9 protein-coding genes are annotated in these 14,107 nt (G+C 65.7%); all 9 read left to right on the top strand.

Annotated elements, in window-relative coordinates; all coding sequences use genetic code 11:
• Positions 1-57 precede the first annotated feature (57 nt).
• On the top strand, positions 58-1,017 hold the full coding sequence (locus LXM55_RS12975) for a PDR/VanB family oxidoreductase (protein WP_233320737.1): 960 nt from the start codon (positions 58-60) through the stop codon (positions 1,015-1,017).
• A 480-nt stretch (positions 1,018-1,497) separates the two neighbouring features.
• A complete protein-coding gene (locus tag LXM55_RS12970; RefSeq protein WP_233320736.1) occupies positions 1,498-2,727 on the top strand; it encodes a hypothetical protein in 1,230 nt (409 codons plus the stop codon).
• A gap of 418 nt (positions 2,728-3,145) precedes the next feature.
• Entirely contained in the window at positions 3,146-4,585 is a 1,440-nt protein-coding gene (locus LXM55_RS12965) for an alanine/glycine:cation symporter family protein (RefSeq protein ID WP_233320735.1), read from the top strand.
• Positions 4,586-4,689: 104 nt separating this feature from the next.
• Positions 4,690-5,691 carry an asparaginase gene (locus tag LXM55_RS12960; protein WP_233320734.1) on the top strand — a complete coding sequence of 334 codons (1,002 nt, stop codon included), beginning with the start codon at positions 4,690-4,692 and terminating at the stop codon, positions 5,689-5,691.
• Positions 5,692-6,371: 680 nt separating this feature from the next.
• Entirely contained in the window at positions 6,372-7,364 is a 993-nt protein-coding gene (locus tag LXM55_RS12955; protein WP_233320733.1) for an AraC family transcriptional regulator, read from the top strand.
• A 71-nt stretch (positions 7,365-7,435) separates the two neighbouring features.
• A complete protein-coding gene (locus LXM55_RS12950; protein WP_233320732.1) occupies positions 7,436-9,358 on the top strand; it encodes an ankyrin repeat domain-containing protein in 1,923 nt (640 codons plus the stop codon).
• 100 nt (positions 9,359-9,458) lie between these two features.
• Positions 9,459-11,384, top strand: coding sequence for an ankyrin repeat domain-containing protein (locus tag LXM55_RS12945; protein ID WP_233320731.1), 1,926 nt, complete (start codon positions 9,459-9,461; stop codon positions 11,382-11,384).
• 162 nt (positions 11,385-11,546) lie between these two features.
• Complete coding sequence (locus LXM55_RS12940; protein ID WP_233320730.1) at positions 11,547-12,578, top strand: histone deacetylase family protein; 1,032 nt, start codon at positions 11,547-11,549, stop codon at positions 12,576-12,578.
• A 12-nt stretch (positions 12,579-12,590) separates the two neighbouring features.
• Entirely contained in the window at positions 12,591-13,691 is a 1,101-nt protein-coding gene (locus LXM55_RS12935) for a polyamine ABC transporter substrate-binding protein (protein WP_233320729.1), read from the top strand.
• The last annotated feature ends 416 nt before the right edge of the window (positions 13,692-14,107 follow it).

Raw genomic sequence — 14,107 nt, 5'->3', positions numbered from 1 at the left:
CCCGACCGGCGGGGATCGAGCCCGATCCCCGCCGCGCTGTCCTGAAAGAGGTGAATGATGTGCACATCCCCGCTCCTCACCGCCCGGGTGCAAAGCCTGCACTATGAAGCCGAGGGCATCATCAGCGTCGAGCTGCGGCCCTTGGGCGACACCCGGTTCCCGGCCTTCGAGGCCGGCGCCCATATCGACCTGCACCTGGCCAACGGCCTGGTGCGCAGCTACTCGCTGCTCAACGCACCGGGCGATCCCGGGCATTACCGCCTGGGCATCCTGCGCGACCGCAACAGCCGCGGCGGCTCGGAGTACATCCACAGCCAACTGCGGGTGGGCACGGCGTTGTCGATCTCGGCGCCGCGCAACCATTTCGCCCTGGACCTCGACGCCAAGCACAGCGTGCTGGTGGCCGGCGGCATCGGCATCACGCCGATCTACTGCATGTTCCGCCAGCTGCTGGCCCTGGGAAAATCCGCCGAGCTGATCTACTGCGCGCGCTCGCGCCAGGAAGCGGCGCTGGTGGCCAGCCTCGACAGCCTCGGGGCCCCGGTGCGTTACCACTTCAACGATGAGCAAGGCCTGCCACCGGACCTGGGCGACTACCTGACCGGCTACCCCGGCGACAGCCACTTCTACTGCTGCGGCCCGACGCCGATGCTCGATGCCTTTGAAAGCACCTGCGAACGCCTGGGCTATGTCCACAGCCATGTCGAGCGCTTCAGCGCCGGCGAAATCGCCCCGAGCGCAGACGCCCGCAGCCACTACCGCGTGGAACTGAAAAAGTCCGGGCGAACCCTGGCGGTGGACCCGGCCCAGAGCTTGTTGGACGTGCTGCTGGAGGCCGGTTGCGACATCGACCACAGCTGTCGCGAAGGGGTCTGCGGTTCCTGCGAGACCCGGGTCCTGGAAGGTGAAGTCGACCACCGCGACGGCGTTCTGAGCAAGGCCGAACGGGCGGCCAACCGCTCGATGATGGTCTGTGTCTCGGGCTGCAAGAGCCAGCGCCTGGTGCTGGATCTGTAATCTGCGCGGTTGCGGGAAGGCTGCCCGGCTAAAAAAACCTGTGGCGAGGGAGCTTGCTCCCGTGGGACCGGCCGGCGCTCCGGGGTGTAGCAGTCCCATTTTTGGGGCCGCTGCGCGCTGGTACGCCAGCCCGGCCCAGCGGGAGCAAGCTCCCTCGCCACCCGTACAGTGCTTGTCCCTAACTGATCGGCCTCAGCCTTTTTCAACCCGTTTTTTCGCCAACAAGCCCGCGCCATGGGGCTGCGTCCCGCGGTTCACCCATAAAACACCCTGCCCGCGTAATACCCCCAAGGTGCAATAAAGACGCACCGGGCAAGGCCCCCTGTTACCTCTGTAACCCGCTGTTCCAAGGGTTGTACAAGGGAGCCTTGTTTCTCATATAAATCATTGATTTAAAAGTATTTTTCCATAATCAAACAGCGTGGCGACTGGCATGGTTTCTGCTCTTGCCCTCCTCAACTCATTAAGGAGGAGATCAAGATGAAGCGTCACGCCCTGGGTGCCAGCCTGCTAGTGATCAGTTGCGCCGGTTTCGCCGTTGAACCGGTGCCTTCCGAACCGGTGCGCGCCAACGCCGCCAACAAGCCCTTCCCGCATGTTTCCTGGCGCAGCACGGACGGCGACAGCAGCCTGGACATCGGCGGCGCCCTGCGCCTGAATTACCGCGACGAACATTGGCAGACCACGGAAAACAACGGTCGCCTGCTGTTCGACACCTTCCGCCTGGACGTCCAGGCCCGCTACCAGAACCTCTACAGCGACCTGGGCTACTGGTTCCAGGATGACGGCAAGCGTTCCATCGACCGGGGTTTCGTCGGCTACCGGCTGAACGCTCAATCGACCCTGCAACTGGGAGCGCCCTTCAAACCCTTCGGCCTGGAGCCCTACCCGCAATTCGGCTGGAGCTATCACATCCCGTTCTTTCTCGGTTACGGCTCCAGCGCCGGCAGTGGCTTGAAGTACAGCCACAAGGACGCGGACTGGGATGTGCAACTGGCCTACTTCCCGCGGATGCTGCCCAGCGGCATACGCTACTCGCCGGAAGTCGGCCGCTACGCCGACTTGAACGACAACACCATCGCCGCCGTGCAGTCGCGCCAGGACAACGAAAAACGCAACCAGCTCAATGCCCGGGTCGCTCGGACCTTCAGCGTCGACGACTGGAAAACCGAGCTGGGCGCCTCCCTGGCCACGGCCCAGCTGTACAACGCCAGCACCCGGGACAACGGCAACTACTGGGCAGCGGGGCTGCACGCGGTGATCAATCATGGCCCCTGGACCCTGACCAGCCAGGCCATTCGCTACCAGTTCGATCCAAAGAACCCCAATGGCGTCAGCACGCATTCAGTGCTGATGGGCGGCAACGGCCTGACCCCGGCCTACCTGATCGCCGCCCGGGCCAGCGTGGCCTCGCTGAACCTGGGGTACGACATCGACACTCCCGGGCTTGGGCAACTGAAGCGCATCAAGCTGTACAACGACTACAGCCGCATGCGCAAAGACCAACGGGCTTGGGACGACTCGCAGATGTACACCGTGGGCGCGCAGTTCCTGGCACTGCCAGTGATGGCCTGGCTGGACCTGACCTGGGCCAGGAACGCCAACCCCTACGGTGGCGCGGAGAATGGCAGCGGCTTCACCAGCACCACCTCCAGCGGCAGCAACCAGTGGTATTACCGGACCAACCTCAACATCGGCTATTACTTCTGAACACCGCGTCCTTGCCGGCGAAAGCGCTCTTGCGGGCCCCTTCGCTGGCAAGCCCGCGCCCAAGCTCCGCAGGGACGGCGCGGGGATGATGCCGGCGCCCCTTGCAGCCCTGTTTGCGGTTTTTTACGGGCCAGGACAAGAACCGATTCAGCCTCCCGCCCCCTGCCGTTCCTCGGCTCGATGCGCTATATGCAGACGGCGAGCCCGCGCACCGGTATAGTGCGCCCCCTCTTCACGTGGGCAGCCGTCGGTAACGAGGCTCAAACCCACGGGAAACCCGAACTAATAACAACCCGCGAAATATAGAACCGGGACGAACAATCGCTCCACCGCTTTGCCGTGCGTGCAATCAGCGGTGTAACAGAATGTTTCCGTCCGCTCTGCTTTTGCCTACACAAAAAACAGCGAGGAATAATCCATGCTCGAAGTCATCAACGACTTCCTCTCAGGGAAAGTGCTGATCGTGCTCATTGTCGGGCTCGGCAGCTACTTCACGATCCGCTCGCGTTTCGTTCAACTGCGCCACTTCCTCCACATGTTCGCGGTGTTCCGCGACAGCCTGAAAAGCACCGGCGGCCAGCTCAGCTCGTTCCAGGCGCTGATGCTCAGCCTTGCTGGCCGGGTGGGCGCGGGCAACATCGCCGGCGTCGGCATCGCCGTGACCCTGGGTGGCCCTGGCGCGGTGTTCTGGATGTGGGTGACCGCGCTGGTCGGCATGTCCAGCAGCTTCTTCGAATGCACCCTGGCCCAGGTCTACAAGCGCGCCGACGGCGACGGCCTGTACCGCGGCGGCCCGGCCTACTACATCCAGCACGGCCTGAAGCTCAAAGGCATGGCGGTGCTGTTCTCGATCCTGCTGCTGGTCACCTACGGCTTCGCCTTCATCGGCCTGCAGTCCTACACCGTGACGCACTCGCTGCAGGACGCCTTTGCCTTCGCCCCAAGCCACACCGGCATCGTCCTGGCGGTGCTGCTGGCCATCACCTTCATCGGCGGCATCAAGCGCATCGCCGCGGTGTCCGACCTGCTGGTCCCGGTCAAGACCCTGGCCTACATCGCCGTGACCCTGTACGTGATCGGCACCCAGATCGAACACGTGCCGGCCATGCTGGAGACCATCATCAAGAGCGCCTTCGGCCTCGACCCGGCCTTCGGCGGCCTGCTCGGCAGCGCCATCGTCATGGGCGTGAAGCGTGGCGTGTTCGCCAACGAAGCGGGCCTGGGCAGTGCGCCGAACGTCGCCGCCGTGGCCGCCGTGAAGCACCCGGGCGCCCAGGGCGTGGTCCAGGCCTTCAGCGTGTTCCTCGACACCTTCGTGATCTGCACCTGCACCGCGCTGCTGATCCTGCTGTCGGGCTTCTACACCCCGGGCTTCGAAGGCGACGGCATCGTCCTGACCCAGAACTCACTGGCCGCCGTGGTCGGTGACTGGGGTCGCCTGTTCGTCAGCGTCGCGCTGTCGCTGTTCGTCTTCACCTGCATCCTCTACAACTACTACCTGGGCGAGAACAGCCTGCAGTTCCTCACCCGCAACCGCACCGTGCTGATGCTGTTCCGCGGCCTGGTGCTGGCGCTGGTGGTATGGGGTTCGATGCAGGACCTTTCGACCGTGTTCGCCTTCGCCGACATCACCATGACCTGCCTGGCCTTCGTCAACCTGATAGCCCTGGCCATGCTGTTCAAGGTCGGCCTGCGGGTGATGCGCGACTACGACGAGCAGCGCCGCGCCGGCGTCGACCAGCCGGTGTTCGACTCGCGCAAGTTCGCCGATCTGGACCTGGACCTGAAGGCCTGGCCTGCCGAACCTTCGGCCCCCGCCCAGGCCGAGCCGCAAGGCGTGCCCGCAGCGCAACGCTGACGGGTGAACGACGGGCGCATCCTCTGCACCCGTCGGTTACAGTTCGATAAATGTGCGAGCGGGCTTGCCCGCTCCCACAGGAACTCACCGCTTCGGAGAACCCCATGAACCCTTCGACCTACCCTGCCGCCCAGCACGTCATGGTGCTCTACACCGGCGGCACCATCGGCATGCAGGCCAGCGCCGACGGCCTGGCCCCGGCTTCGGGTTTCGACGTGCGCATGCGCGCCTACCTCGACAGCCAGCCCGAGTTGCGGGTGCCGGCCTGGCGCTTTCACGAGATGGCGCCGCTGATCGACAGCGCCAACATGACCCCCGACTACTGGCAGCGCCTGCGTGAAGCGGTGGTCGAGGCCGTGGACCAGGGTTGCGACAGCGTGCTGATTCTGCACGGCACCGACACCCTGGCCTACAGCGCCGCCGCCATGAGCTTCCAGCTGCTGGGCCTGCCGGCACCCGTGGTCTTCACCGGCTCGATGCTGCCAGCCGGCGTGCCCGACAGCGACGCCTGGGAAAACCTCAGTGGCGCCCTCTTGGCCCTGGGCCAGGGCCTGGCCCCGGGCGTGCACCTGTACTTCCACGGCGAGCGGCTGGCACCGACCCGCTGCGCGAAGATCCGCAGTTTCGGTCGCCACCCGTTTGCCGCCCTGCAACGCAATGGCGGCGGTGCCAGAGCCGAAGCGCTTCCTGCGGCGCTGGATTACCGCCAGGCCAAGCAACTGGCCAAGGTCGGCGTGCTGCCGCTGTTCCCCGGCATCGGCGCCGAGCTGCTGGACGGCGTGCTCGACAGCGGGATCCAGGCCCTGGTACTGGAATGCTTCGGCAGCGGCACCGGCCCCAGCGACAACCCGGCCTTCCTCGCCAGCCTCAAGCGCGCCCATGAGCGCGGGATCGTGGTGGTCGCCGTGACTCAGTGCCATGAAGGCGGTGTGGAGCTGGACATCTACGAAGCCGGCAGCCGCCTGCGCGGCGTGGGCGTGCTGTCCGGCGGCGGCATGACTCGGGAGGCGGCGTTCGGCAAGCTCAATGCGCTGCTCGGTGCGGGCCTGGAAAGCGCCGAAGTGCGGCGCCTGGTGGAACTGGACCTGTGTGGCGAGCTGGCCTGATCCCACGCCACCGCCCTGTGGCGAGCGAGCTTGCTCGCGCTGGATGGCGCAGCCAGCCCAGAACCAGCGGCGCCTTTCTGCCTGGAACACCGCGATAGCCGGCTTTACGACCGCTGCGCGGCCGAGCGGGAGCAAGCTCCCTCGCCACAAACAAGCAGTGCGCGCCACCCCCTGTGGCGAGCGAGCTTGCTCGCGCTGGATGGCGCAGCCAGCCCAGAACCGGCTGCCCCTTTCTGCCTGAAACACCGCGATAACCGGCTTTACGACCGCTACGCGGCCGAGCGGGAGCAAGCTCCCTCGCCACAACAAGCAGTGCGCGCCACCCACTGTGGCGAGCGAGCTTGCTCGCGCTGGATGGCGCAGCCAGCCCAGAACCAGCGGCGCCTTTCTGCCTGAAACACCGCGATAACCGGCTTTACGACCGCTGCGCGGCCGAGCGGGAGCAAGCTCCCTCGCCACAAACAAGCAGTGCGCGCCACCCACTGTGGCGAGCGAGCTTGCTCGCGCTGGATGGCGCAGCCAGCCCAGAACCGGCTGCCCCTTTCCTGCCTGGAACACCGCGATAACCGGCCTTACGACCGCTGCGCGGCCGAGCGGGAGCAAGCTCCCTCGCCACACATGGCGCTTCGCGGCATGCAACTTGCTCCGGTTAAGGGTCTTTCCCAGGCTGGAATCTGCGCATGCTGCACTCGCACCTCACCACCCTCAACGCCGTTTCCCTGGTGCTCAACACCTTCAAGGAACAGGGCCAGGACAGTGAAGCCCTGCTGGCCGGTAGCGGGATAAACCCCGCTGACCTGAGCCGCGCCGACCCCCGCATCACCACCAATCAGGAGATGCTGGTGTGCGCCAACGCCGTGGCCCTGCAACGGGATATCGGCCTGGAACTGGGCCGGCGCATGCACGTGTCCTCCTACGGCATGCTCGGCTATGCCCTGCTCACCAGTGCCACCTTAGGTGACGCTTTGCGCCTGGCCATGCGCTATCCGGCGCTGTTGGGAACACTTTTCGAGCTGAGCCTGGAAGCCGACGGCCCGCGCATCTGGCTGACCGCCGCCGGCTATCGCGAATGCCCGGCCCTGGCGGCGTTCAACACCGAGTTCTGCCTGGTGTCGATGAAGGTCATCTGCGACGACTTGCTGGGCCACCCGCTGCCGCTGCTGGGCGCGCGCTTCGACTACCCGGCGCCGGACTATCAACAACGCTACCGCGAACCCTTTGACTGTCCGCTGCAGTTCAACGCCCGCAGCAACGCCTTCGCCTTCGACCAGCAATGGCTTGAACAACCCCTGCCCCTGGCGGATGCAATCACCCACCAGGCCATGGCCGAACGCTGCCGCAAGCAGAACACCGAGTTCACCGGGCGCCAAGCCTGGCTCGGGCGCATCCGCCAGTTGCTGGCGGCGCAACTGGACGCCGCGCCGGGGCTGGAGGGGCTGGCGGAACAGATGAACTGCTCGGCCCGGACCCTGCGCCGCCATCTGCGCGACCTGGGCTGCAGCTATCAAGAGCTGCTGGACGAACTGCGCTTCGAGCGGGCCAAGCAGATGCTCTGCGAAGACCAGATGCCCATCTACCGCATCGCCGAGGCCCTGGGCTTCAGCGAAACCGCGAGCTTTCGCCATGCCTTCATCCGCTGGAGCGGCGTGGCGCCGAGCCAGTTCCGGCCCTGAGACAAACCCCGGCATAAAGCCGCCAATTGCATTACATTGCCGAGCTTTGAAACCGGCAAGGGACTGCAAGCTTGAACCTATTCACAGGCGCCATCGCCCGGCGCATCGGTATTCGCGAGGGGTGCCTGGCGCTGGTGCTGCTAGCCGGCCTCCCCCTCGCCCAGGCCTTCGAGCTGTCCAAAATCCGCTGGTGGGAAATGCAGAGCGACATCCTGCTGGACGACCCGGAAACCGCCACGCTGCAACTCGAACCCTTTCCCCTGCCCGGGCTGGCCCAGCCGCCGGCCCGGGTGATCCTCAGCCAATACCACGGGCTGTTCTACCTCAACGGCTATGCGGACGGGCAGTACCGGCAGCGGGTCTACAAGTCACCGCCCTTGCCGCTGTTCGATGCCCAGGCGCTACAGGCCTGCGTGCCCGAGCAGCGCCCCGTTGAGGCCACGGACAACTGGCCGTCGAGCAAGCAGCTGGAAGCCGCCCTGAGCCTGACCAAACTGAGTTTCGACTGCCAGAGCCCAGGCTGGCAGTTGAGCAATCGCTACCTGCTGGTGGACAGCCGCGATCCCCAGCGGCCGTTGCTGGCCATCGGTCAGCGCCAGGGCGAGGCACGGATCGACTTCACCCCGCAGCAACCGATCAGCCCCGAGCTCCAGCAGCAATGGCAACAGGCCCTGCACAAATACCCGAAGTTGCTGGAGCCCTTTGACGCCAGCAGCGGCCAGCTGACGGTCCAGCCCTATGTCCCGGCGCCGAGCCCGGAGCAGGTCTGGACAGAGTTCCGCCAGCTGCACGCGCAATTGCGCGACGCCAAGGACAAGGCCCCGGGCATCGCCCGGGCGGAAGCCTTCTTCACCCGCCACGACTTTCGCGCTATCGCCCCCGAGCGAAGTGCCTACCCCGGCCTGCTCAACGACATCGCCTATTGGGCCACCGAGGCTGGCCACTTGCAGAGTGCCCGGCCCTGGCTGGCGTACGTGCTGCGCCGCGACCCTGGCCGCGTCCCCACCTACCTCAATCTGGCGGACCTGGACTGGCGCCTGTACCAACAGCAGCCCACGGACTCCAGGCACCTGGGCCGGGCCAAGGAGAACTATCGGCTGTACTGCGGGCTGCGCCTGCAACGCCAGCTCGGGATACCCGCCAGGGTCACCCAACGCCTGGATCTTGCGGCAGCCAGCGAACAGACCTGCCAGGGTTCCTGGCCGCTGGTGACGGCGGTGGACCAGGGTGACGAGGCCGAGGTCCGGCGCCTGTTGCAGAACGGCCTGCGCGGCGACGTCATCGCCGACGACGGGCGCCCGGCGCTGTTGCACGCGCTGGATAAACCCAACTTCTACATCGCCCGGCTGTTGCTGACCTATCGCGCCCGCCCCCAGGGCCAGTACAACGGCCGCACCCAGGTGTTCCTGGCCATGCGCCGCGACCTCAAGGACAACCCGGACCTGAGCCAGGCCAAGCGCTTGAACTTCCTGCTGCAGGCCGGCGCCGCGATCGATGAACAAGATGCCCAGGGCGGCACCGTGCTGCAGGCAATGGCCAAGGAGCGCGACGACATCGAGCGCTTCAACTGGCTGCTGCAACACCCGCAGGACCTCGACAAGCGCAGCGGGCCAGACGGCGAAACCGCGCTGTTCCTGGCGCTCAAGAGCGGCAACTACGCCGCTGCCAGGCCACTGATCGAGGCCGGTGCCAACCTCAACCTGAGCTACGGCCGCAATGTTTGCGCAGGGCAGCCGATTCGCGAAAGCCTGCTGATGATCGTGGCCGAACAGGGCTCGCCCGAGGTCATCAATCCCTGGGTCAGCCAGCAAGAGAGCCTGGACATGTTCACCCTGCTTCTGCAGCGCGGCGCCGATCCCAACGTCGGCCGCTACTGCGCGAACAACGGCTACACCTGGCTGCTGGAGATCATGGCCCGGCGCAAGCGCGACGACATGCTCAAGGTGCTGCAAGGCTTTGCGCCGCCACCGCCGGCGACGGCGTTTCGTCTTTGAGGCGTGGCGCCGAGCCCGCTGCGCCCCGGAAACAAAGCCCGGCACAGCGGCGCCGATTGCATTACATTGCCGGGCTTTCTACCGGCAAGGGACTGCAACGTTGAAGCTATTCTCAGGCGCCATCGCCCGGCGCATCGGCATTCGCGGGCTTGGCCTGGCGCTGGCACTGCTGGCCGGCGCCCCCGTGGCCCAGGCCTTCGACCTGGACCTGGCCTGGTTCAAATGGTCGGGAATGCGCCGCAACTTCGTCCTCGACGCCCCGGAAACCGCCACCCTGGAGCTCAAGCCGTTCCCCCTGCCGGGCCTGGAGCGGATGCCGCTGCGGATTGTCCTGAGCCAGTACCGCGGGCTGTTCTACTTCAATGCCTATCAGGACCTGCACTACCGGCAGCGGGTCTACAAGTCGCCGCCGATGGCCCTGTTCAGCCCCAAAGAGCTGCGGGCCTGCGTGGCCCCGGGCGATGACCTCCAGGTCAGCGACATCTGGCCCACGAGCAACACCCTGGTCCCCGGCATCACCCTGACGCCCCTGAGCTTCCAGTGCAAGGAGCCATCGGAGTGGCAACTTAGCGGGCGCTACCTGCTGGTCGACCAGCGCGATCCGCAGCACCCGCTGCTGGCCATCAGTCACCGCCAGGACCTGAGCCAGATGGAATTCACCCCGTTGCAACCCATCAGCGAGGAAACCGGGCGGCAGTGGTTGCAGGCCCTGGAGACATTCCCGCCGTGGTTCCGCCCCTTCACCCAAGGCCGCGGGCCGATCACCGTCAACGCCTTTGTGCCAGCGCCAGCCTCGAACCCGGACAGCCTCTGGAAAGAGTTCCGCGCGCTGCACGAACAACTGCGCACGGCCAAGGACAAACTGCCGGGCATCCGCGAAGTGGAAGACTTCTTCGTCACCCATGACTTTCGCAGCATCGCCACCGAGCGCCGTGAATACGCCGGCCTGCTGAATGACATCGCCTTCTGGGCCAGCCAGGCCGGCCAGCTGCAAACTGCCCGCCCCTGGCTCCAGGAAGTGCTGCGCCGCGACCCTGGACGCATGCCGACCTACCTCAACCTGGCGGACCTGGACTGGGCGCTGTTCGAACAGCGGCCGCTGGACAACGCCCATCAGGGCCGGGCCATCGAAGGCTATCGGGTGTATTGCGGCCTGCGCCTGCGACGCCAGATGAGCATCCCGCCCCGGGTCCTGCAGCGCCTGGGCTTGAGCGCCGCCAACCCACAAGCGTGCCAGGGCTTCTGGCCGCTGGTGAACGCGGTGGATGCCGGCGACCTGAGCGAAGTGCAGCGCCTGCTGGCCAGTGGCATCAGCGGCGAGGTCATGGCCGACGATGGCCGCAGTGCCCTGTTACACGCCCTGGACGCGCCGCGCCTGGACATCGCCCGGCTGCTGCTGGAGCACGGCGCCCACACCAGCGGCCTGTACAACTGGACCACCCTGGCCACCCTGGCCATGCGCCGCGACCTGGGCGACAGCCTCGACCTGAGCCAGGGCGGGCGCCTGAAGTTCCTCATCGAGGCGGGCGTGGCCATCGACGAACCCGACAGCCAGGGCGTGACGCCACTGATGCAGATGGCCGAGAACAAGCGCAGCCTGCAAGGCTTCAGCTGGCTGCTGCAGTACCCGCAGAACCTCGACCTGCGCAACAAGAATGATGGCGAAACCGCGCTGTACCGGGCCTTCTCGGGCAACAACTACGTGGCCATGAAGCAGTTGATAGCGGCCGGCGCCAACCTCAACCTGAGCTACGGCCGTGGCACCTGCTACAACCAGCCCGTCGGCGAAAGCCTGCTGACCCTGGTCGCCGACAAGACCTCCGCCGACGCCCAGTCGCCCTCCGTCAGCCAGCAGGACACCCTGGAGCTGTTCACCCTGCTGCTGGAGAAAGGCGCCGACCCGACTGTCGGCCAGCACTGCGAGAAAAAGGGCTACGCACTATTGCTGGAAGCCATTGCCCGGAAAAAACGCGAGGACATGCTCAAGGTCCTGCAGCGCTACGTCCCTACCCCGCCTGCCAGCTGAACCGGATGGCGCCCCGCAAGGGGCGCCATGCCTCTTTAAGGGGCGAATTTCGGTCAAACACTTTGGCCAGATCAATCCCCTTTTGGCCGCTCCTGCCGTTCTCCCAAACCCCGCGCCCCGCAAGACTGTGAGCCACCGAATCAGCCTGCGGAGAACAAGAAAATGCTGACGATCTACTCGGACGATCACCACCTGCACCACGGCCGTTGTGAACTCATCGACGGGCAACTGATGCCCTGCTTCGAAATGCCGTCGAGGGCCAACCACGTGCTGGACCGGGTGAAGCAGCGCAACCTCGGGGCCGTGGAGGCGCCCAGGGATTTCGGCCTGGGGCCCATCGAGCGCATCCACAGCCGCGCCTACCTGGACTTTTTCCAGGGCGCCTGGGAACGCTGGGCGGCGCAGGGCATCGACGGCGACCTGCTGCCCTACACCTGGCCGGCGCGCACCCTGCGCGGCGTGATCCCCACCAGCCTGCACGGCCAGCTGGGCTACTACAGCTTCGACGGCGGCGCGCCGATCACCGCCGGCACCTGGCAGGCGGCCTACAGCGCGGCGCAAGTGGCGCTGACCGCCCAGGCCCATATCCAGAATGGCGCCCACAGTGCCTTCGCCCTGTGCCGGCCACCGGGACACCACGCCGCCAGCGACCTGATGGGCGGCTACTGCTACCTGAACAACGCCGCCATCGCCGCCCAGGCCTTCCTCGACCAGGGCCACCGGAAAGTCGCGATCCTCGACGTCGACTACCACCACGGCAACGGCACCCAGTCGATTTTCTATGAGCGCAGCGACGTGCTCTTCACCTCGATCCACGGCCACCCGGAAGCCGAGTTCCCGTTCTTCCTGGGCTATGCCGACGAGTGCGGCGAAGGTGCCGGGGAAGGCTTCAACTTCAACTACCCGCTGGCCGCCGGCAGCGGCTGGGAGGTGTGGAGCGCGGCCCTGGAGCAGGCCTGCGACGAGATCCACCGCTATGGCGCCGACATCATCGTGGTGTCCCTGGGCGTGGACACCTTCAAGGACGACCCGATCTCGCAATTCAAACTCGACAGCCCGGATTACCTGGCCATGGGCAAGCGCATCGCCGCCCTCGGCAAGCCGACGCTGTTCGTCATGGAAGGCGGTTATGCGGTGGAAGAAATCGGCATCAACGCCGTGAACGTTCTCGAAGGTTTTCAAAGCGCCCAGTGAGGGATTCGCATCATGCAAAGACTCCAACGCTTTATCGTTCCAGCCCTGTGCGCCAGCCTGCTGGGTACCGCCGCCCATGCCGAAGAGCGCACCCTGCGGGTGTACAACTGGTTCGACTACATCACCCCCAAGGCCCTGGAAGACTTCAAGGCCCAGAACACCCAGGTGAAGCTGGTCTACGACATCTTCGACACCAACGAAGCCCTGGAGGCCAAGCTGCTGACCGGCAACTCCGGGTATGACGTGGTGGTGCCGTCCAACGTGTTCCTGGCCAAGCAGATCGAGGCCGGGGTGTTCCAGCCCCTGGACCGCAGCAAGCTGCCCAACTGGAACCACCTGGACCCCAAGCTGATGAAGCTGATCGAGGCCAACGACCCGGGTAACCAATTCGCCGTGCCCTACATGTACGGCACCATCCTGATCGGCTTCAACCCGGACAAGGTCAAGGCCGCCCTGGGGGACAAGGCGCCGGTGGACAGCTGGGACCTGATCTTCAAGGAAGAGAACATCAGCAAGCTCAAGCAGTGCGGCGTGGCCCTGCTGGATTCACCGTCGGAAATCCTGCCCCTGGCCCTGCAGCACCTGGGCCTGGACCCCAACAGCAAGAAGCCGGCGGACTACGAGAAAGCGGAAGCGCTGCTGATGAAGATCCGCCCGTACATCACCTACTTCCACTCGTCCAAGTACATGGCCGACATCGCCAACGGCGACATCTGCGTGGCCGTGGGCTATTCGGGGAGCTTCTCCCAGGCCGCCAACCGCGCCAAGGAAGCCAAGAACGGCGTGACCGTGGACATGCGCCTGCCCAAGGAAGGCGCGCCGATCTGGTTCGACATGCTGGCGATCCCCAAGGGCGCCAAGGACCAGGAAGATGCCTACACCTTCATCAACTACCTGCTGCAACCCCAGGTAATTGCCCCGGTCAGCGACTTTGTCGGTTACCCCAACCCGAACAAGGACGCCACCGGGCTGGTGGATCCTTCGATCCGCAACAACCCCAACCTGTATCCGACGGAAGCGGCCATGAGCACCCTGTACACGCTGCAACCGTTGCCCCGTGATGCGGAGCGGGCACGGACCCGGGCCTGGACCAAGATCAAGTCCGGCACCTGATCGTTACCCCTGTGGCGAGCGAGCTTGCTCGCGCTGGATGGCGCAGCCAGCCCAAGACCGGCGGCGCCTTTCTGCCTGAAGCACCGCGATAGCCGGCTTTACGACCGCTTCGCGGCCGAGCGGGAGCAAGCTCCCTCGCCACAAACAAGCAGTGCGCGCCACCCCCTGTGGTGAGCGAGCTTGCTCGCGCTGGATGGCGCAGCCAGCCCAAGACCGGCGGCGCCTTTCTGCCTGAAGCACCGCGGTAGCCGGCTTTACGACCGCTGCGCGGCCGAGCGGGAGCAAGCTCCCTCGCCACAAACAAGCAGTGCGCGCCACCACCTGTGGCGAGCGAGCTTGCTCGCGCTGGATGGCGCAACCAGCCCAAGACCGGCGGCGCCTTTCTGTCTGAAACACCGCGATAGCCGGTTTTACGA

The sequence above is a fragment of the Pseudomonas sp. Au-Pse12 genome, from assembly GCF_021341665.1.
Classification (GTDB): Bacteria; Pseudomonadota; Gammaproteobacteria; order Pseudomonadales; family Pseudomonadaceae; genus Aquipseudomonas.
This window is presented reverse-complemented; position numbering and strand designations above follow the sequence as displayed.